This is a genomic window from Cryptosporangium phraense (genome assembly GCF_006912135.1).
Classification (GTDB): domain Bacteria; phylum Actinomycetota; class Actinomycetes; order Mycobacteriales; family Cryptosporangiaceae; genus Cryptosporangium; species Cryptosporangium phraense.
Window position 1 is genome coordinate 333,056 of sequence record NZ_VIRS01000002.1, and the last position, 19,027, is coordinate 352,082.

The window sequence follows — 19,027 nt, forward strand, 5'->3', positions numbered from 1 at the left end:
GCGTTCCGGGCGTCAACTGGCGCCCGGAACGCTCGGTACTTCTCAGGGGCGAAGGGCCTTGAGGGCCTCGCTCCAGCGGCCGAGCTCGTCGAGCATCGCGTTGCCGGACGTCTCGATCAGCTCGTTCGGCACGAACACGCCGTCGTCGTCGAGGAACTGCTGGACGAACGGGATCGTCACGGCCTCGACCAGCGTCACGACCTTGAGCGACTGGAGGACCGGCTTGAACGCCTGGGCCGAGCGGAGGCCGGCCGAGACGCCGCCGTAGCTGACCAGCCCGGCCGGCTTGTACTGCCACTCGTTGTGCAGGTAGTCGACGGCGTTCTTCACCGCGGCGGTGTAGCTGTGGTTGTACTCGGCGAGCACGAACACGAACGCGTCGGCCGCGCCGACCCGGGCGGCCCACTCCTTGGTGTGGTCCTTGGTGTACTTCGACAGCCGGGGGTGGTTCGGCTCGTCCATCAGCGGGAGGTCGAGCTCGGCCAGGTCGACGAGGTCGACCTCGTCGAAGCCGCCGTGCTTGGCGGCCGCCGTCTCCACCCACTGTCCGACGGGTAGCCCGACCCGCCCCGGACGGGTGCTGGCGACGATGATCTGCAGCCTGGACATGCGGCTCCCTACGAGTTCGTAACTGTTTACCCTCTCAACTACTCGGCCGAACCGAGCCGGGCCGGAGCTAATTCCGGACCGCCCCCAATTCCGGGCCGAGGCGACCATCACACTCAGACGAGCGCGTACGCGTCTCACCTCGGGCGGCCCGTGGCGGACGCTCCGAGGCCGGGGCGGGACCAGCGGCCCGGTCGAGTTCGCGCATGTGAACAAGGCTGCCATCCTGGCAGCGTGGACACGGCAGCTTCGGTCACCAGCAAGGCGCTCGGCATCCTGGCCGCGTTCAGCGCCGACGCGCCCCGGCTGACGCTGTCCGAGATCGCCCGCCGGGCCGGCCTGCCGCTCACCACCGCCCACCGCCTGGTCGGCGAGCTGGCCGAGTGGGGTGCGCTCGAACGCGACGAGACCGGCCGGTACCGGATCGGGCTGCGGCTCTGGGAGGTCGCGTCGCTGGCGCCGCGCAGCCTCGGCCTCCGGGAGCGGGCGATGCCGTTCCTCGAGGACCTCTACGAGGTCACGCACGAGAACGTCCAGCTCGCGGTGCGGGACGGCCACGAGGCCGTGTACGTCGAACGGATCTCCGGACGGCAGGCGATCGGCGTCGTGTCCCGGGTCGGTGGACGGCTGCCGCTGCACGCGACCGGCGTCGGCCAGGTGCTGCTCGCGTACTCGACGCCGGAGCTGCAGGACCGCGTCCTCGAGCAGCCGCTGAAGGCGTTCACGAAGTACACGCTCACCGACCCGAAGCGGCTGCGGCAGGTGCTGGCCGAGGTCCGTCGGGCCGGGATCGCGGTCTGCGACCGGATGGTGGACCCGGACTCGCTCTCGGTGGCCGCCCCGGTGTTCGGCCCGCCCGACGGCGCGGACGCGGTCGCCGCCCGCGTCTCGGTCGGGGCCACGGTCGTCGCCGCGCTGTCGGTGGTGGTCCCGTCCGACGGCGCCGACCGCCTGGGCCTGGTCCCCGCCGTGCGGGCCGCCGCCCGGGGCATAACCCGCGTGCTCGGGGGAGTCAGTCCTCCTCGCTGAGGACTTTCTGGGCGATCGCGAACGCGGAGTTCGCCGCCGGGACGCCGGCGTAGACCGCGGAGTGCAGCAGCACTTCCTTGATCTCGTCCGGGGTCAGGCCGTTGCGGCGGGCCGCCCGGACGTGCATCGGGATCTCGTTCTCGGCCCGCAGCGCGGTGAGCAGCGCCAGCGTGATGCAGCTGCGGGTCTTGCGGCCGAGTCCCTCGCGGGTCCAGATCTCGCCCCAGGCGTACCGGGTGATGAAGTCCTGGAAGTCGGCGGTGAACTCGGTGGCGTTCGCGGTGGCCCGGTCGACGTGGGCGTCGCCGAGCACCTCGCGGCGCACCTTCATCCCGTCCTCGTAGGTCATCGGGACCCCTCCAGGTGAGCGACGATCAGCGCCTCGATCGCCTCGGGCTGCTCCAGCGTCGCCAGGTGGGCCGCGTCCGGGACGATCTGCAGGCGCGCCCCGGGGATCTCCGAGGCGATCACCTCGGCGTGCGACGGCGGAGCCGAGGGATCGTCCGCGCCCGCGATCACCAGGGTGTCGGCGGTGACCCGGCGCAGCCCGGCCCGTAGATCCATGCCCGCGATCGCCTCGCAGCAGCCCGCGTAGCCCTCGTCCGGAGTGGACACCAGCATCATCAGCGCGGCCTTCACCGCGTCCGGCTCGCGCTCGCGGAAGCCCGCGGTGAACCAGCGTCCGGCGGCCGCCTCGGCGATCGCTCCGGTTCCTCGCGCGCGAACCGTCTCGGCCCGCTCGATCCAGCCAGTGGCCGGCGGCATGTACGCCGACGTGCAGACCAGCGCCAGCCGCTCGATCCGCTCCGGAGCGGTCGACGCCAGCCACATCCCGATCATCCCGCCGAGCGAGAGCCCGGCGAAGTAGACGCTCTCCAGCCTCAGCTCGTCGAGCACGGCGAGGAAGTCGGCGCCGAGCTCGTCGAGCGAGTACGGGCCGGGCGGGACCTCGGACCCGTCGTGCCCGCGGGTCTCCACCGCCAGCACCCGGAACCGGCCGGCCAGCGCCGGGATCAGCGGCGTCCACATTCCCTGGGTCGTGCCGACCGAGTTGCCGAGGACGAGTACCGGGGCGTCGACCGGGGCTTCGTCGACGCCGTACCAGGTGGTGGCCAGTCGAGCGGTCACGGGAACGATCCCTTCCAAGCGTCGGCGTGTGCGGCCAGTGCACGGTCGATCAACGCATCGGCGCTGCCCAGGTATCCGGCCGGGTCGAGAGCGGCGTCGACGCGGTCGGCGTCGACCCCGGCCCGGAGCAGCACGTCGCGGAGCGGCTGCCCACTGGCTACCGCATTCTTGACCAGATCATGCGCCGCACTCCGCCCGAGTGACCCGGCCAGCACCCCGCTGACGTGTTCGCTGAGCAGGACGCCGCCGGTGGCGTCCAGCGTCCGGCGCATCGCCGGGGCGTCGACCTGCAGGACGGGCAGGAAGCGGGCGGCCCGGCCGGCCGCGCCGCCGGCGACCGCGAACAGCTCGCGCAGCGGCTCCCACTCGGCGTGCCAGCCGCCGGTCGCCCGTTCGTGTTCCTGCTGGGCGGCCGCGGAGAAGAGCGTCGCGAGCAGGCCGGGCGTCCGGATCGAGGCCGAGCGGGTCAGGATCGCGTTGGCCGGGTTGCGCTTGTGCGGCATCGCCGACGACCCGCCGCCTCCGCCGCCCTCGGCCACCTCGCCGACCTCGGACTGCGCGAGCAGCGTGACGTCGAGCGCGATCTTGCCCAGCGCGGCCGAGACCGCGGCCAGGGCCGAGCCGAGCTCGAGGATCCGCTGACGGTCGGTGTGCCAGGGCAGGGCGGGTTCTGCGAGCCCGAGTTCGCGCGCCAGCGCCGCGCCCACCGAAAGGCCCGCCGAGCCCAGCGCGGCCAGCGTGCCCGCCGCCCCGCCGAACTGCACGGCCAGCTCGGCCGCCCGCAGCCGGCCGGCCGCGGCGTCCAGCGCGGTCAGCCAGCCCGCGGCCTTCAGGCCGAACGTCGTCGGCAGGGCCTGCTGGCCCAGCGTGCGGCCGACCATCAGGGTCCGGCGGTGCTCCCGGGCCGCCGTCGCCAGCGTTCCGGTCGCGCTGTGCAGCGCCTCCACCAGGCGGACGCGGGCCCGCGCGGCGCACAGCATCAGCGCGGTGTCGAGGACGTCCTGGCTGGTGGCGCCGTGGTGCACCCAGGGCCTGGCGTCGTCCGGGAGCAGCTTCTCGATCGCCCGGACCAGCGGCACCACCGGGTTCCCGGACGACTCCGCGGCCCGGCCCACCGCGGCGACGTCGAACTCGGCCGCGCAGGCCTCGGTGATCGCCGCCGCCGCCCCGGCCGGGATGACCCCGACCGACGCCTCGGCCTGGGCCAGCGCCGCCTCGACGTCGAGCATCGCCCGGACCACCGCACGGTCGTCGATCCGCGCCGAGACCGATTCGTCGGCGAAGAGCGGATCGAACAGGTCAGAGCGCAAAGAACGCGGTCTCCCCGTCGCCCTGGAGGCGGATGTCGAACCGGTACCCGTCGTCGGACGGCTGGGCCAGCAGCGTGGCCCGGGCCGCCGACGGCACCGACGCCAGCACGGCGTCCGACTCGTTCGACGGTTCGTCGGCGAAGTAGATCCGGGTCACCACGCGCTGGAGCATCCCACGGGCGAACACCGAAACGTCGATATGAGGGGCTTGCAGATCGCCGTCGACGCCGGGCACCCGGCCGGGCTTGAACGTGTAGACGCCCCACTCGCCGTCGGCGTCCGTCGCCGAACGTCCGAATCCGCGGAAGCCGTCGATCGACGGCGCGGCCGCGCCCCGGGGGTCGTCCGGATGGTCGAAGCGACCGGACGGGTCGGCCTGCCAGGTCTCGATCAGACCGTCGGGGACGGCGTCGCCGTTGCCGTCGGTGAGCCGGCCGCGGATCCAGAACCCACCGGGCGTGCCGGCCGGAGCGACGAAAGCGCCGTCGGCCCAGGTCAGGCCGATCGCGAGGTACGGACCCACGGTCTGCGAAGGAGTCGTCATTCGTCGTCCACCTCCGACTCGAACGGGGTTGCTTCCCGTCCGCGCAGCACGATGTCGAACTCGAACGCCAGGGCCCAGTCCGGCTGCGTCGACTCCAGATCGAACCGGGAGATCATCCGCTGCCGGGCCTTCTCGTCGGGCACCGAGTTGAAGATCGGGTCGTACGGGAACAGCGGGTCGTCCGGGAAGTACATCTGCGTGACCAGGCGCTGGGTGAACGCCCGCCCGAACAGCGAGAAGTGGATGTGGGCCGGACGCCAGGCGTTGTAGTGGTTCTTCCACGGGTAGGCGCCGGGCTTGATCGTCGTGAAGCGGTACCTACCGTCGGAATCCGTGAGCGTGCGGCCCAGCCCGGTGAAGTTCGGGTCGAGCGGCGCCGGCCAGTTGTCGACCACGTGCTGGTAGCGCCCGGACGCGTTCGCCTGCCAGATCTCCAGCAGCGTCTGCGGCACCGGCCGGCCGTCGCTGTCGAGGACGCGCCCGTGGACGATGATCCGCTGGCCCAGCGGCTCGGCGTCGTGCTGGCGGGTGAGGTCGTGGTCGAGCCGGCCCAGCCGCCCCTCGCCGAGCAGCGGCCCGGTGATCTCGGTGAACGCGTGGGGCAGGGCGATCAGCGGCTGTTTCGGATGGCGCAGCGCGGTGGATTTGTAGCCCTCGTAGTCCAGGGGCGGATGGACGTCGAAATCCTGCCGGTAGGTCACGCTGCCTCCAACACCACGGCCAGGCCCTGGCCGACACCGATACAGATCGCCGCGAGCCCCCAGCCGCCGCCGCGGCGGCGCAACTCGTGCGCGAGGCTGCCGAGGACGCGCACCCCGGACGCGCCGAGCGGGTGCCCGATCGCGATCGCGCCGCCGTTCACGTTGACGATCTCCGGGTCGAGCTCGGGCCAGTCGGCGAAGCAGGCCAGCGACTGGGCCGCGAACGCCTCGTTCAGCTCGACGACGCTCAGGTCGCCCCAGCCGATCCCGGCCCGGCGCAGCGCGCGCTCGGCCGCCTGCACCGGTCCGATCCCGAAGTACTGCGGCTCGACCGCCGCGACCCCGCGCCCGGCGATCCGGGCCAGCGGCGCCCGGCCGAGCCTCTCCGCCGCCTCGGCCGAGCCGATCAGCGTCGCGGCCGCTCCGTCGTTCAACGGCGACGCGTTCCCGGCGGTGATCGTCCCGTCCGGACGGAAGGCCGGCTTGAGCCGGGCCAGCTTCTCGATCGACGAGTCCGGCCGGATGCCCTCGTCCCGCTCGAGCTCGGCCACTCCGACGACCTCGTCGGCGAACACCCCGGCGTCCCAGGCCGCGGCGGCGCGCTGGTGGCTCCGCACCGCGAACGCGTCCTGGGCTTCGCGGGTGATGCCGTACTTCTCCGCGAGCTGCTCGGTGGCTTCGCCGAGCGACACGGTCCACGCGTCGTTCATCAGCGGGTTCACCATCCGCCAGCCGAGCGTCGTCGAGTGCAGCGTCTCGGGGGCGGTGGGGAACGGGCGGGACGGCTTGAGCAGCACCCACGGGGCCCGGCTCATCGACTCGACCCCGCCGGCGATCAGCAGGTCCGCGTCACCGGTCTCGACCGCCCGGCCGGCCTCGATCGCGGCCTCTAACCCGGAGCCGCAGAGCCGGTTGACGGTCGCGCCCGGCACCGAGGTCGGGAGCCCGGCCAGCAGCACGGCCATCCGGGCCACGTCCCGGTTGTCCTCGCCGGCGCCGTTGGCGTCGCCGAACAGCACGTCGTCGATCGTCGCCGGGTCGAGGTCGGGCGATCTCCCGACCAGCGACCGGACGACGTGCGCGGCCAGGTCGTCGGGCCGGACGCCGGACAGCGCGCCGGCGTACCGGCCGAACGGGGTCCGAACGGCGTCGATCACGAATGCGTCCTGCAGCTCGGCCATGGACACACGCTAGGGCGCCGCCGGGAGGCCGCGGGCTCCGGCTTCCGGCCAGCGGAAGGCGCCGTCATCGGCCCGCAATCGTTCGGCAATCTGGACCGATGCGCACCCGCACCCAGGTAGGCATCATCGGCGCCGGGCCGGCCGGGCTCCTGCTCCAGCACATGCTCGCCCGCCACGGCGTCGACTCCGTGCTCGTCGAGAACCGGAGCCGGGAGTACTGCGAGAAACGTCAGCGGGCCGGCGTCCTCGAACACGGGACCGTCGAACTGCTGAAGGAGATCGGCCTCGGCGACCGCATGATGCGGGAGGGCCTGCTCCACAGCGGGATCTACCTGCAGTTCGCCGGGGAGCGGCACCACCTCGACTTCCCGTCGCTGACCGGCGGCCGGACGCTGACCGTCTATGCGCAGACCGAGGTGGTCAAGGACGCGATTGCGGCCGGCCATCCGATCTTCTTCGAGGTCAGCGACACCGCCGTGCGGGACATCGACACCGAGCGCCCGGTGCTGTCGTTCACCGACGCCGACGGGGTCGCGCACGAGGTCGAGTGCGACGCGATCGCCGGGTGCGACGGCTTCCACGGGGTGTCCCGTCCGTCGATGCCCTCGCTGCGGGTGTCCGAGCGGACGTATCCGTTCGGCTGGCTCGGCATCCTCGCGACCGTCCCGCCGTCGACCGACGAGCTGATCTACGCGCACTCGCCGCATGGCTTCGCCATGCACAGCATGCGGTCGCCCGAGGTCAGCCGTCTCTACATCCAGGTCGATCCGGACGAGAAGATCGACGACTGGTCCGACGCGCGCATCTGGGAGCAGCTCCAGATCCGGCTGGGTCATCCCGGCTGGACGCTGAACGAGGGCCCGATCACCGAGAAGGGCATCACGCCGATGCGCAGCTTCGTGGCGGAGCCGATGCGGTCGGGGCGGTTGTTCCTGGCCGGCGACGCGGCCCACATCGTGCCGCCGACCGGAGCGAAGGGGCTCAACCTGGCCGTGGCCGACGTCAAGGTGCTGGCCGACGCGCTGGTGCGGCTACTGGTCGAGGGGAAGTCCGACCTGGCCGACGCGTACTCGGAGACGTGCCTGACCCGGGTGTGGCGCAGCACGTGGTTCTCCTGGTACATGACCTCGATGCTGCACCGGTTCCCGGTCAGCTCGTTCAGCGATCCGGCCGAGGCCGACTTCCAGGAGCACCTGCAGATCGCCCAGCTCCGCCAGGTGACCTCGTCCGAGGCCGCCGCGCGGAACCTGGCCGAGAACTACGCCGGCTGGCCGTTGCCCTAGGCCGCTTCTCTACGCTGCGGAGACCCGGGGCTTCTCGTCGGGCTGCGCTCCTCGGGGGGCCGGGTGCTCCACCAGCGCGAGTACCCGGGACGACATGAACCGGGCCGTGCGCACCGGGGTGCCCCCGCGCGTCACCTCGGTGACCTCGACGATGCCCCGGCCGTGGGTCACGTCGACGCGGCGGCCGGCTCGCGTCGCGACGACTTCGTAGGTGCGGGTGGTGTCGCCGGCGTCGACGACGATCTCTACTCGGTCACCCCTCATGGGCAGTACCTCGCGTCCGAACGGATGTACTACCTAGTGTTGCACGCGAACGACGCGAAGAGTGGCGTCATGAGTGCACGCAGTGCGGTCCCGAGCGCGAGGCCGGCGGCCGCGTCGGTGGCCCAGTGGAAGCCGAGGCCGACCATGCTGACGACGCAGATCGTCGCCGCGCCGACCCCGAGCAGCGTCGTCCGGCGGAACCAGCGCTGATCGCCGGTCAACGCGACCAGCAGGACGCCGAGCGTCGCCGAGAACACGAGGATGTTCGCGGCGTGACCGGACGGGAAGCTCAGGCCGCCCGCGTGCAGGTGAGGGTTCCCGTTGGCCGGCGGCGGCCGGTCGGCCCAGAGCTTGACCGCCCCGATGACGACGAGGTGGACGAGCCAGACGCCGAGCAGGCCCCCGATCGGCCTGGCGCTCCGGCGGCGGCCGGCCAGGATCACCGCGACCACGGCCGAGGCCAGCGGGAACACCCAGTTCTGACCGAGCGAGAAACCCACCCGGGCCGGCCAGTACAGCACCGACGAGCGGTCACCGCTCAGGCCGGCGTCGGCGATCGACTGGTCCAGACCCGTCAGCACGTCGGTCGCGACGCCGATCGTGAGGGCGACGAAGGCTGCCAATCCGACAGCCGCCGATTTCCGGGCGGCCGAGGTCGGAGACATGCCCAGAAGGCTAACTTTTCGCGAATCCTGGCCGGGATTGGGCGAGGGCGCGTCGACGTGCGTTCTTTCCAGTGGGGACGGACCGGGTGCACCGGAAGGACCGGATCATGATTCTGGCGCTTCTCCTGGACTTTGCGAACATCGCCGGCGGGCTGCTGCTGGCCTCGGTGCTGCTCGAGCGGCTACCGCGGGTCGGCTCGGACCTCGGGCTGGCCTCGCGCGCGGCCGCGCCGTACGGCTGGATCGTCGGGTTGGTCGCACTGGTGTGTGGTGGCTACTACCTGCTTCTCCATGTGACCGAGGGGCCGCACGTCTTTCACTTCGAGATCGTCGGTATCGCGGTCGGGGTGGCGCTGCTGTGGAACAGGTTGCGGCCGCGGCCGGCTCCGTCGAAGGGGGGAAACGGAGCGGTGCAGACGGTTGCGGCTCCGGCCGGGCTGGCTTTGCTGCTGGCCGTGTTCGGGATCATCGCGGTCATCGTCGGGTTCCAGGGGCTCTTGACGCCCGACTACTAACCGGAAAGCCTTGCGGTAGTGATTTCACTATCGGAAGGGACCTTCGATGACGACGGTCGAGAGTGACAGCGGCGTTCTCGCCGGCGACCCGCGGATGCTCATCGACGGAGAGCTCCAGCTCACCGCCGGTGGGGCCACATTCGACGTGATCAACCCGGCGACCGAAGAGGTCGCCGGCGTGGCCACCGACGGCACGACCGACGACATGGCCCGGGCCGTCGACGCCGCTCGCCGGGCCTTCGACACCACCGAGTGGTCCCGGGACGTCGAGTTCCGGTACCGGTGTCTGACCCAGCTGCACTCCGCGTTGCAGCGCGATCAGGAACGGCTGCGCCGGATCGTCGTCACCGAGGTGGGGTGCCCGGTCGGTGTCACCTGGTCGCACGTCGAGAGCCCGATCGAGGAGGTCGAGCACTGGGCCGAGTTCGGGCGCTCGTTCCAGTACCTGGAGGACACCGGCCTGCATCAGACGATGGGGACGTCGTCGCGGCGGCTGATCCACTACGACCCGGTGGGCGTGGTCGGCGCGATCACGCCCTGGAACGTGCCGTTCTACCTGAACGTCGCCGAGACGATGCCGGCCCTGATGGCGGGCAACACCGTCGTCCTGAAGCCGGCCCAGCTGACGCCGTGGGCGGGCAGCGAGCTCGGCCGGATCGTCGCCGAGGAGACCGACATCCCGGCCGGGGTGTTCAACGTCGTGCTCTCGAACGCGAACGAGGTCGGGGCCGCGCTCTCGGCCGACCCGCGCGTCGACATGATCACGTTCACCGGCTCGACGGCCACCGGGCGGGCGATCCTGGCCGCCGGGGCGTCGACCGTGAAGCGGACGCTGCTGGAGCTCGGCGGCAAGTCCGCGCACGTCGTCCTGGACGATGCGGACCTCACGAAGGCGCTGCCGATGGCCGCGACGATGGCCTGCATCATGTCCGGGCAGTCGTGCGTGCTGCCGAGCCGGATCCTCCTACCGCGCTCGCGCTACGACGAGGGGCTGGCGATCCTGCAGGCCACGATGGAGGCGTTCCCGATCGGGGATCCGTGGGACCCGGCGGTTCTGCAGGGGCCGCAGATCAGCGCCGGGCAGCGGGAGAAGGTGCTCGGGCTGATCGCCGACGGGGTCGCGTCGGGGGCGCGGGTGCTGACCGGTGGTGGGGTGCCGCCGCAGTTCGAGCGCGGGTACTACGTGCAGCCGACGCTGCTCGCCGACGTCGATCCCGATTCGCGGGTGGCGCAGGAGGAGATCTTCGGCCCGGTGCTGTCGGTGATCCCGTACGAGACCGAGGACGAGGCCGTGGCGATCGCCAACAACTCGATCTACGGGTTGTCGGGCGAGGTGAGCAGCGCCGACGAGGAGCGGGCCCTGGCCGTGGCGATGCGGCTGCGTACCGGGAGCGCGACGATCAACGGGGGCATGTATTTCGGGCTGACGAGCCCGTTCGGAGGCACCAAGCAGAGCGGCCTGGGCCGCCGGAACGGTGCCCACGGATTCCAGGAGTACCTGGAAATCAAAACCCTCGGCCTACCGGCCTGAACGGTGCCACTGTGTGGGCATGGCGTCCACTGAGGATTTGCGGGCTGACGTGCCGTCGTGCGCTACCTGGCCGAAGAGGCGGGCATCCGGCAGTTCCTCGACGTCGGCACCGGCCTGCCGGTCATGCAGAACACCCACGAGGTCGCGCCCGACGCACGCGTCGTCTACGTCGACGTGGATCCGCTGGTCGCGGCCCACGCGCGCGATCAACTGAACGGCGCCGCCACCTACATCCACGCCGACTACCACGACCCCGACACGATCCTCACCGAAGCCGCCAAGACGCTCGACTTCGACCAACCGGTGGCCGTGATGTTCATGGGCGTCCTGGGCTACGAACCCGACCTCGCCGAGCTGAACCGCATCGTCAGCCGCATGCTCGCGCCGCTGGCCCCGGGCAGCCACCTGGTGCTCTGGGACGGGACGAACACCACGCCCGAGGTCGTGGAAGGCGCCGCGCGACTCGCTCAGAGCGGTGGCGTCCCCTACATCCTCCGCAGCCCGGCCGACCTGGCCACCGCGTTCGACGGTCTGACGCTCGTCGAGCCCGGCCTGGTCCAGATCACCGCCTGGCGCCCGGACGGCGACGCCCCGTCGATCGAGGCCTACGGGGCCGTCGCCCGCAAATCTTGAAGAACTTTCCGGCACCGTGTCGATCTCGAGCCCAGGTCGTTCGACGCTCTGGTGAAGCAGGGTCCGAACGACACCGAGAGGCACCACGATGCGTTTCGTCGCTTTCAGCAAGGTGAAGGACGAGTCCCAGGTCAGCGCGCCCCCGACCACCGAGGCGATGGTGGAGATGGGTCAGTACATGGAGCAGGTCGTCAAGGCGGGCGTCCTGGTCGCGGCCGACGGCCTGCAGCCGACCGCCAAGGGTGCGGTCATCCGGTTCGACGGCAGCGACCGCACGGTGATCGACGGCCCGTTCACCGAGACCAAGGAAGTGATCGCCAGTTTCTCGATCCTCGACGTGGCCTCCAAGGAAGAGGCCATCGAATGGATCAAGCGCAGCCCGAACCTGCCCGGCGGGGTCGGCGAGGTCGAGCTCCGGCAGCTCTTCGAGCCGGAGGACTTCGCCGACGTGGCGACCGACGAGGTGGCCGCTTTCGACGACAACGTCGGGGTGCTTCGTCGCGATTAACTGAACCGCTGCGTGGAATCATCGGGCAGGTGAACCGGCTAGCAAGCGCGTACAGCCCGTATCTGCTGCAGCACAAGGACAACCCCGTCGACTGGTGGGAGTGGTCCGAGGAGGCCTTCGCGGAGGCGCGGCGCCGGGACGTCCCGGTGCTGCTCTCCGTGGGCTACGCCGCCTGCCACTGGTGCCACGTCATGGCCCACGAGTCGTTCGAGGACGACGAGACGGCCGCGCTGATCAACCAGTACACGGTGCCGATCAAGGTCGACCGCGAGGAACGCCCGGACGTCGACGCGGTGTACATGGAGGCCACCCAGGCCATGACCGGCCAGGGCGGCTGGCCGATGACCGTGTTCGCGACCCCGACCGGCGAGCCGTTCTTCTGCGGCACCTACTTCCCCAAGCCGCACTTCCAACGTCTGATCGCCGCGGTCGCCGAGGCCTGGGCCACCAAGCGCGAGGACGCGATCGCCCAGGGCCGCAACGTCGTCGAGGCGCTCACCGGCGGCGCGCTGGCCCCCGGCCACCCGCTCGACGCCAAGCAGCTCGACACCGCGGCCAGCACGTTCCGGCGTGACTACGACGAGACCAACAAGGGCTTCGGGGGCGCGCCGAAGTTCCCGCCGTCGATGGGCCTGGAGTTCCTGCTCCGTCACCACGCCCGCACCGGCGATCCGGACTCGCGGAAAATGGTCGCCGAGACCTGCGCCGCGATGGCCCGCGGAGGCATGTACGACCAGCTCGGCGGCGGTTTCGCCCGGTACGCGGTCGACGCCACCTGGACCGTGCCCCACTTCGAGAAGATGCTCTACGACAACGCGCTGCTGCTCCGCGTCTACCTGCACCTCTGGCGCGCGACCGGCGACGCGCTCGCGCTGCGCGTGGCCCGCGAGACCGCCGAGTTCCTGGTCCGCGACCTGCGCACGCCCGAGGGCGGGTTCGCGTCCGCGCTCGACGCCGACACCGACGGCGTCGAGGGCCTCACCTACGCCTGGACTCCGGCTCAGCTGGTGGAGACCCTCGGCGACACCGACGGCACCTGGGCCGCCGCGCTGCTCGGCGTCACGTCCGACGGCACCTTCGAGCACGGGACCAGCGTCCTGCAACTGCGACAGGACCCCGACGACGCGGACCGGTGGGCCACCCTCCGGGGCCGGTTGCTGACCGCGCGGGACGCGCGGCCGCAGCCCGCGCGCGACGACAAGGTCGTCGCGGCCTGGAACGGTCTGGCGATCGCCGCGCTCGCCGAGTTCGGCGAGCTCACCTCCGACCGCACCTACGTGGACGCGGCGGCCCGCGCCGCCGATCTCCTGCTGGAGTTGCACCTGGTCGACGGACGACTGCGGCGGACGTCGAGGGACGGCCGGGTCGGGCCGCACGCCGGTGTCCTGGAGGACCACGGCGACGTGGCCGAGGGCCTGCTCGTCCTGCACCAGGTCACCGGAGAGGCGCGCTGGCTCGAGTCGGCGGGCGAGCTGCTCGAGACCGCGCTCACCCGGTTCGCCGACGGCAGCGGTGGCTTCTACGACACCGCCGACGACGCCGAGACGCTGATCCGCCGCCCGCAGGACCCGACCGACAACGCGACGCCGTCCGGTTCGTCGGCCGTCGCCGGCGCCTTGCTGACCTACGCGGCGCTGACCGCGTCGATCCGGCACCGGGAGGCGGCCGAGGCCGCCCTGGAGAAGATGGCTCCGGTCGCCGAACGGTTCGCCCGCTTCGCGGGCTGGGCCTGCGCGGTCGGTGAGGCCGCGGTCGCCGGTCCGCTGCAGGTCGCGGTCGTCGGTTCGGGTGCGGACGCCGACGAGCTGCGCGCGGTGGCCTGGCGCGGCACCGCACCCGGCACCGTGGTGGTGGCCGGCGAACCGGACGCCGACGGTGTGCCGCTGCTGGCCGACCGGCCGCTCGTCGGAGGCGAACCGGCAGCGTACGTGTGCCGCGGCTTCGTCTGCGACCGCCCGACGACCGACCCCGCGACGCTCGTGGACCAGGTGCGGTGAGGCCTCGCTACGATCGGCGGGACTTCCTCGGAGACAGGAGACTGGTCCTTCATGGGTGTGACGGGAACGGACGGCGACGCGGCAGTGTCCGAGCCGGCGGCGCTGACCGGCGGCTTCAACCCAGGCGGGATTGCCGGTTACTACGGCGCGGCCCGGTCGGGGCAGGCGATCGCCCTGCTCGCGCTGAGCCGGGCGCTGGCGCACCGGGGCGAGGCCGAGCACCGCGCCGAGCTCGGACGCATCGGGCTCGTCGCCCGCAGTGCCGAGAAGGTGACCTCCAGCTACACCGACCGTGACGGCACGGTCGTCGTCGCGTCCGGCGTGGACCCGGCGGCGGTCGCCGACCGGTACGCGTCCGGCGGCGTCGAGTTGCTCGCTACGCTGCCGACGCCGTGGACGGCCGCGTTGCTCGACCCGGCCCGCGAGGCGCTCGTGCTGGTCGCCGCCGGTGCGCCGCTCTACTACGCCCCGGCCGCGGCCGGCGTAGACGGGCTGGCGTTCGCGTCCGAGCCGGCCGCGCTGGTCGAGGCCGGGCTGGTCGCGTCCGCGCCCGACACCGAGCGGGTCGTCGAGTTCGTCCTCACCGGCGGCGGCGAGGACGGCGAGGCCACGTTCTTCGCCGGTATCCGTCGGCTGCCCGCCGGCCAGGCGCTGATCGTCGACGGCAGCGGCGCGGCGACGCGTCCGATCGACGCGGTGACGCCGCCGGTCGACGGGCTGGCCGCGGCCCGCCGAGCCCTGACCTCCACCGACCGGCCCGCGGTGCGGCTCGGCCTGGGCCTGCCGGGTGCGGCCCTCGCGGCCGTGGCCAGCGGGCCCGACACCCCGCCGTCGGCCGTGTTCTCGTCCAGCTTCGCGCCGATGGACACCACCGAAGACCTGTACGTCGGCGCGGTCGGCGCGGCGCTCGGCGCGACCGTCCACTCCGTCCGGGTGAACGCCGACACGCTCGCGTCCGACCTGGCCACGTTCTTGCGCGTGCAGGGCGAGCCGGTCGCCGACCTGGGGGAGTACGTCCAGTACGCGGTGGCCAAGACCGCCCGTGAGGGTGGCGCGGACTCGCTGGTCGACCCGATCGGCGCGATCGCCGCCTACGGGCTCACCGTCGAGACGACCGGGAAGAAGCCCCGCAAGGAGGTCACGCCGGCGACGCTGCTGGCGCCGACGTTGTCGGCGTCCCGGTCGGTCCCGGCGGAGGGGTCGGTCCCGGCGGCGGGGTCGGCGCCGGCGGCCGGGGCCTCGGCGCGGTTGGCCGAGGCTCGCCGGTGCGCCGACCGGTCGGCGGCCCGCCTCGGCATCCGGATCGAGACTCCGTTCGCCAACCCGGTGGCCGACGCCGGTCAGGGCGGTGGTGCGTCGCTGCGAGCCGCGCTGCCCAAGGGTGCGCCGGGCGACGTCCGGGCCTCGGCGCCGGTGCGCGACTGGCTGCTGCGGCTGAAGAACCGGATCTACGGCACGTTCCTGGCCGAGTCGTTCGTCAACCGGCCGTGGTTCCACCAGCAGAACGTCCTCGTCGCGTTCGAGGACTTCATCAAGGGCCGCAACCACGACGCCGACCTGTTCTGGCGGATCTGGTGCGTCGAGATGTGGGCCCAGGAGTTCCTCGACCCGAAGCCGGAGGAGAAGGAGCCGGTCCGGATCAAGGAACCGCTGGAAGCGAACGCGAACAAGCAGCTCGAGATCACGGTCGGCGGGGAGCGCTGGATCCGGTTCCCGATCCGCACCGAGCTGTTCACATCCGGCGAGGACTACACCCGCCGGATCACCGACTACGTCACGGACTTCCTCGGCCACGTCCGCGCCGACGGTTCGTACGTGGGCGCGTTCGACCGGCCCTGGTACCTCCTGGTGAGCGAGAAGATCATCGCGATCTCGCAGGGGCGCTCGTACTTCATCTGGGACATCGAGCCCTCGTGGTGGGCCCGGACGCTGGCGAAGTTCGTGGTCAAGACGCCGTACGGCATCGGGCTGGGCAGCCCGTGGACGATGGAGCTGGCGATCCGGGAGGCCGGGCTGCCCCGGATCCTGTTCGCCGCCGGGGTGAGTGCGGCCGGTAAGGCGGTCGGCAAGCGCGGGCTGTTCTACCAGGTCGCCGGGCACTCGGTGCGGGCGATCGACGGGCCGACGGAGTACTCGGTCTATCCGGCCAACGTGTCGGCGAAGCTGGCTCCGGCGCACCCCGACCGGGTGGCGTCCAAATTGAAGGCGACGATCGCGTCGACGCTGCGGGAGCACGGGTTCCCGCAGCCGGCCCAGACGCTGGCCGGCGTCGTCGTGATCGACGCGAACGACATCGGGCGGAACGTGCTCGGCAGTGACGCCGACCGTCCGGAGGAGTTCTACGAGAACCTGTTCGGCGACAACCCGCTGGGCCAGGGGAGCGAGCAGACCCCGCTAGCGGTGGCTGTTCGCGTCGGCTGAGGCGGTTCTCCACAGGATCGGGATCAGGACTGCGGCGACGAGGACGTGCAGGAGGCCCAGGCGCGTCCGCCGCTTTTTCGATCCGCGGAGCGGGACGTAGGAGAGCAGGAACGCGGCGGGGGCCGCTGCGGCCCAGGTGACCCGGGCGTGAGCGGTGATCCGCTCGAGCAACGCCAGGAGGGCCCAGGCGGCCAGGCCGGCCGCGGCGCTGAGGAAGACCACCGCGCCGGGGCCCACGGTCAGCGTGCGTCCGTTGTTGCCCTCGACGAGCAGGTCCTTGCCGACGACGGCCCAGCCGGCGACGGCGGCGGTCGCGGTGGCGGCGGCGACCGCGAGGGCTCGGGTGACCCGGGCGGTTCACGGGGTCGGCTCCGGGCGCCGTGGGGGAACGTCGACGACGGTCTCGACGTCGACGGCCGGGTCGGTGGCGGGGTCGGTGGCGGGGTGCGGCGGCCCTGGCTGCTGTAGAGCAGGATCGAGGCCGCGGTCTCGGGGGTGACGCGGAGTTGCTCGCGCTCGGGCTCGAAGAGCCCGGCCAGCGCAGTGACGATCGCGTCCGCGCTGGCCGCCCGCCCACGAACCGCCGCACCCGCCCCCGGCGCTCCCGCACCACCCGCGCCGGGCGCTCCTGTGCTGTCCGGGCCGGGCGTACCTGCGCTGCCCGCGCCGGGCGTACCTGCGCTGCCCGCGCCGGGCGCGCCTGCGCTGCCCACGCCAACCGCACCCGCGCCACCCGCTCCCGCGCCGGGCGCTCCCGCGCCACCTGCGCCCGGCGCGCCCGGGCCAGCCGCGGCCGCGGCTGGCGAAGCGTCCGGGTCGTCGGTGGACGAGTCTCGGCCGAGGGCGTTGCTGATCAAGGCGGCGTGGACGCCGCCGCCCGGGTCGCCGGGGGCCGGACCACGGCGCAGGGGCACCCCGCCGGTGGCGTGCAGAGAACCGATCACCGCGCCCATGCGGCCCAGGTGAGCCGCCAGCGCGTCCGCCGCCTCGACGAGGCGGGCCGCCAGCGGCTCGTCGAGCTCGATCGACGCGAGCTCCGCGAGCACGTGATCGGGCCGGAGCGCTTCGGCGACACAGGCGTCCCATAGCGCGGTCTTGTCGGGGAACACCCGGAAGATCGTGCCCTCGGCGATCCCGGCCGCCCGCGCGACCTCGGCCGTGGTGACCGCGCTCCCGCGCTCCCGCGCTCGGCGACCAGCGGCAGAGCCGCCTTCACGATCAGGTCGCGGCGATCTTCGGGACTGAGTGTTTCGCCGCGCCCATGGCCAACTCAGAAATCGAGAGCTAGCTTGTAATCATGTAATCGCCCCAACGGGGTAAGCGGCCGCAGGAGGTAACAATGCGCGGACATGGACGAGGGTTCGGTCGTTCCGGCGGCTGGCAGCAGGCGGATCTCCCGCCCGCGGAGGACGCACCGGCCTGGTTCGCCGGCCGGCTCCCGGCCGGCTGGTTCACCGGCGCACCGGACGTCCAGGTCGACCGGGACGAGATCCTGGTCGTCGGCACGATCCCGGTGGACCACACGGCCGACGCCTCGGACGCCGACCGGGCCGGCCACGAAGCGGGCCTGATCGCCCGCTTCCGCGAGGAGACGCGCGAGGCGCGGATCCGCGTCGCACGCGAGGGCGAGCACCGCTACGGGCGGAAGATCTCCTGGGGCGCCACCGCCGGCGGCACCAAGGAGCTGTTCACCACGCACTCGGCCCCGGTGATGACCCGGCTCCGCCAGCCGGAGCGCCAGGTGCTCGACACGCTGGTCGACGCCGGCGTCGCGCGCTCGCGCTCGGACGCGCTGTCGTGGTGCGTCCGGCTGGTCGGGCGCAACGCCGACGAGTGGCTCGACCAGCTGCGCGAGGCGATGAGCGAGGTCGACCGCGTCCGCGCGGCCGGGCCCGACTCGGGCAGCCCGGATGAGGCCTCCGGTCCGGAGACCACCGCCTGATAAATGCCTCGAACGAGCGATGCCCGACCCCGATACGGGGCCGGGCATCGGTCAATCTCGACAGAAGTCAGGCGAACACCGCGAAGTAGATCGCGATGTGATGGCAGACCGCCGCCACCAACGTGCAGGCGTGGAAGAACTCGTGGTGGCCGAACGTCCGCGGCCAGGGGTTCGGCCACCCGGTCGCGTAGAAGATCGCGCCGAGCGAGTAGATCACCCCACCCACCGCCAGCAGCACCAATGCGGTGACGCTGGCGTGCCCGATCTCCGGCAGGACGAACACCGCGATCCAGCCGAGACCGATGTAGAGCGGCACGCCCAGCCACTTCGGCGCGGACACCCACGCCATCTTCAGCCCGACGCCGAGCAGGGCGCCGATCCAGGCCACCAGCAGCAGCCAGTCGGCGGCCGGTGGTTTGAGCAAGAACAAACAGAACGGCGTGTACGTCCCGGCGATGAACACGAAGATCATCGAGTGGTCGAGCCGTTTCATGGTCGCGTAGCCGCGCGGACCCCAGATCCGGCGGTGGTAGAGCGCGCTGGTGCCGAACAGCCCGACGACGGTGAGGCTGTACACGAGGCACCCGTAGAAGTAGATCCAGCCCGGCCGCGAGGCGGCGATGCTGCACAGCACGATTCCGCAGACGGCAGCGACGCCGACCGCGTAGACGTGGAGCCAGCCACGCATGCGCGGCCGCCCCAGTGGATCTCCCTTGCGGCTGAGCAGGACCGGCGAGCCGTCTGCGGCTTCGGCTGCCACGTCCGCGAC

The 19,027-nt window shown here is 72.1% G+C and carries 19 protein-coding genes and 2 pseudogenes; 9 read left to right on the plus strand and 12 right to left on the minus strand.

The genetic code is table 11. From position 1 onward, the window contains the following. Positions 1 to 42: 42 nt before the first annotated feature. Positions 43 to 609, minus strand: a complete 567-nt coding sequence (locus FL583_RS03890; RefSeq protein ID WP_142703053.1) for an NADPH-dependent FMN reductase — start codon at positions 607 to 609, stop codon at positions 43 to 45. 231 nt (positions 610 to 840) lie between these two features. Between FL583_RS03890 and FL583_RS03895 the strand changes: the two genes are divergently transcribed. Next, the gene (locus FL583_RS03895; RefSeq protein WP_142703054.1) at positions 841 to 1,635 is read left to right on the plus strand and encodes an IclR family transcriptional regulator; all 795 of its coding nucleotides are present in this window, start codon (positions 841 to 843) and stop codon (positions 1,633 to 1,635) included. Here FL583_RS03895 and pcaC read toward each other — a convergent pair. Genes pcaC through FL583_RS03925 form a run of 6 tightly spaced genes read right to left on the minus strand, consistent with a single transcriptional unit; the run spans position 1,619 to position 6,490 of the window. Continuing rightward, positions 1,619 to 1,984: a 4-carboxymuconolactone decarboxylase gene (pcaC, locus tag FL583_RS03900; protein ID WP_142703055.1), complete on the minus strand. Its 366-nt coding sequence runs from the start codon at positions 1,982 to 1,984 to the stop codon at positions 1,619 to 1,621. The genes FL583_RS03895 and pcaC overlap by 17 nt on opposite strands. Beyond that, complete coding sequence (gene pcaD / locus FL583_RS03905; RefSeq protein ID WP_205751816.1) at positions 1,981 to 2,763, minus strand: 3-oxoadipate enol-lactonase; 783 nt, start codon at positions 2,761 to 2,763, stop codon at positions 1,981 to 1,983. Before pcaD ends, pcaC begins: the two co-directional genes overlap by 4 nt. Continuing rightward, positions 2,760 to 4,073, minus strand: a complete 1,314-nt coding sequence (gene pcaB / locus FL583_RS03910; RefSeq protein ID WP_205751817.1) for a 3-carboxy-cis,cis-muconate cycloisomerase — start codon at positions 4,071 to 4,073, stop codon at positions 2,760 to 2,762. Before pcaB ends, pcaD begins: the two co-directional genes overlap by 4 nt. Then, the gene (gene pcaG, locus FL583_RS03915) at positions 4,063 to 4,617 is read right to left on the minus strand and encodes a protocatechuate 3,4-dioxygenase subunit alpha (protein ID WP_142703056.1); all 555 of its coding nucleotides are present in this window, start codon (positions 4,615 to 4,617) and stop codon (positions 4,063 to 4,065) included. Before pcaG ends, pcaB begins: the two co-directional genes overlap by 11 nt. After that, positions 4,614 to 5,318 carry a protocatechuate 3,4-dioxygenase subunit beta gene (pcaH, locus tag FL583_RS03920; RefSeq protein WP_142703057.1) on the minus strand — a complete coding sequence of 235 codons (705 nt, stop codon included), beginning with the start codon at positions 5,316 to 5,318 and terminating at the stop codon, positions 4,614 to 4,616. The genes pcaG and pcaH overlap by 4 nt, the downstream gene beginning before the upstream one ends. Beyond that, positions 5,315 to 6,490, minus strand: a complete 1,176-nt coding sequence (locus FL583_RS03925) for a thiolase family protein (RefSeq protein ID WP_142703209.1) — start codon at positions 6,488 to 6,490, stop codon at positions 5,315 to 5,317. Before FL583_RS03925 ends, pcaH begins: the two co-directional genes overlap by 4 nt. Before the next feature lie 107 nt (positions 6,491 to 6,597). On the opposite strand from FL583_RS03925, the gene FL583_RS03930 reads away from it, so the two are divergent. Continuing rightward, on the plus strand, positions 6,598 to 7,782 hold the full coding sequence (locus FL583_RS03930; RefSeq protein WP_142703058.1) for a 4-hydroxybenzoate 3-monooxygenase: 1,185 nt from the start codon (positions 6,598 to 6,600) through the stop codon (positions 7,780 to 7,782). Between the two features lie 9 nt (positions 7,783 to 7,791). On the opposite strand, the gene FL583_RS03935 is transcribed toward FL583_RS03930, so the two are convergent. Further along, complete coding sequence (locus FL583_RS03935; RefSeq protein ID WP_142703059.1) at positions 7,792 to 8,046, minus strand: hypothetical protein; 255 nt, start codon at positions 8,044 to 8,046, stop codon at positions 7,792 to 7,794. 29 nt (positions 8,047 to 8,075) lie between these two features. Then, positions 8,076 to 8,711: a phosphatase PAP2 family protein gene (locus FL583_RS03940; protein WP_142703060.1), complete on the minus strand. Its 636-nt coding sequence runs from the start codon at positions 8,709 to 8,711 to the stop codon at positions 8,076 to 8,078. A 107-nt stretch (positions 8,712 to 8,818) separates the two neighbouring features. On the opposite strand from FL583_RS03940, the gene FL583_RS03945 reads away from it, so the two are divergent. The 6 genes from FL583_RS03945 to FL583_RS03970 all read left to right on the plus strand — a co-directional run bounded on the left by FL583_RS03945 (position 8,819) and on the right by FL583_RS03970 (position 16,316). Then, the gene (locus FL583_RS03945) at positions 8,819 to 9,226 is read left to right on the plus strand and encodes a hypothetical protein (RefSeq protein WP_142703061.1); all 408 of its coding nucleotides are present in this window, start codon (positions 8,819 to 8,821) and stop codon (positions 9,224 to 9,226) included. Positions 9,227 to 9,272: 46 nt separating this feature from the next. After that, on the plus strand, positions 9,273 to 10,757 hold the full coding sequence (locus tag FL583_RS03950; RefSeq protein ID WP_142703062.1) for an aldehyde dehydrogenase family protein: 1,485 nt from the start codon (positions 9,273 to 9,275) through the stop codon (positions 10,755 to 10,757). A gap of 57 nt (positions 10,758 to 10,814) precedes the next feature. Then, positions 10,815 to 11,390, plus strand: a complete 576-nt coding sequence (locus FL583_RS03955; RefSeq protein WP_142703063.1) for an SAM-dependent methyltransferase — start codon at positions 10,815 to 10,817, stop codon at positions 11,388 to 11,390. Between the two features lie 88 nt (positions 11,391 to 11,478). After that, positions 11,479 to 11,898, plus strand: a complete 420-nt coding sequence (locus FL583_RS41410; protein WP_142703064.1) for a YciI family protein — start codon at positions 11,479 to 11,481, stop codon at positions 11,896 to 11,898. A gap of 29 nt (positions 11,899 to 11,927) precedes the next feature. Beyond that, complete coding sequence (locus FL583_RS03965) at positions 11,928 to 13,895, plus strand: thioredoxin domain-containing protein (protein ID WP_142703065.1); 1,968 nt, start codon at positions 11,928 to 11,930, stop codon at positions 13,893 to 13,895. A gap of 51 nt (positions 13,896 to 13,946) precedes the next feature. After that, complete coding sequence (locus FL583_RS03970; RefSeq protein WP_142703066.1) at positions 13,947 to 16,316, plus strand: asparagine synthase-related protein; 2,370 nt, start codon at positions 13,947 to 13,949, stop codon at positions 16,314 to 16,316. Here FL583_RS03970 and FL583_RS03975 read toward each other — a convergent pair. After that, positions 16,290 to 16,598 (minus strand): annotated as a pseudogene (locus FL583_RS03975) (DUF6069 family protein); the annotation flags it as partial. The gene FL583_RS03970 and the pseudogene FL583_RS03975 overlap by 27 nt on opposite strands. Positions 16,599 to 17,218: 620 nt before the next feature. After that, positions 17,219 to 17,538, minus strand: a pseudogene (locus tag FL583_RS42785) (TetR/AcrR family transcriptional regulator); the annotation flags it as partial. A 117-nt stretch (positions 17,539 to 17,655) separates the two neighbouring features. Between FL583_RS42785 and FL583_RS03985 the strand changes: the two are divergent. After that, positions 17,656 to 18,258: a hypothetical protein gene (locus FL583_RS03985; RefSeq protein WP_142703068.1), complete on the plus strand. Its 603-nt coding sequence runs from the start codon at positions 17,656 to 17,658 to the stop codon at positions 18,256 to 18,258. 67 nt (positions 18,259 to 18,325) lie between these two features. Here the strand turns inward: FL583_RS03985 and trhA are convergent, their stop codons facing one another. Beyond that, entirely contained in the window at positions 18,326 to 18,946 is a 621-nt protein-coding gene (gene trhA, locus FL583_RS03990; RefSeq protein WP_142703210.1) for a PAQR family membrane homeostasis protein TrhA, read from the minus strand. Positions 18,947 to 19,027: the final 81 nt, after the last annotated feature.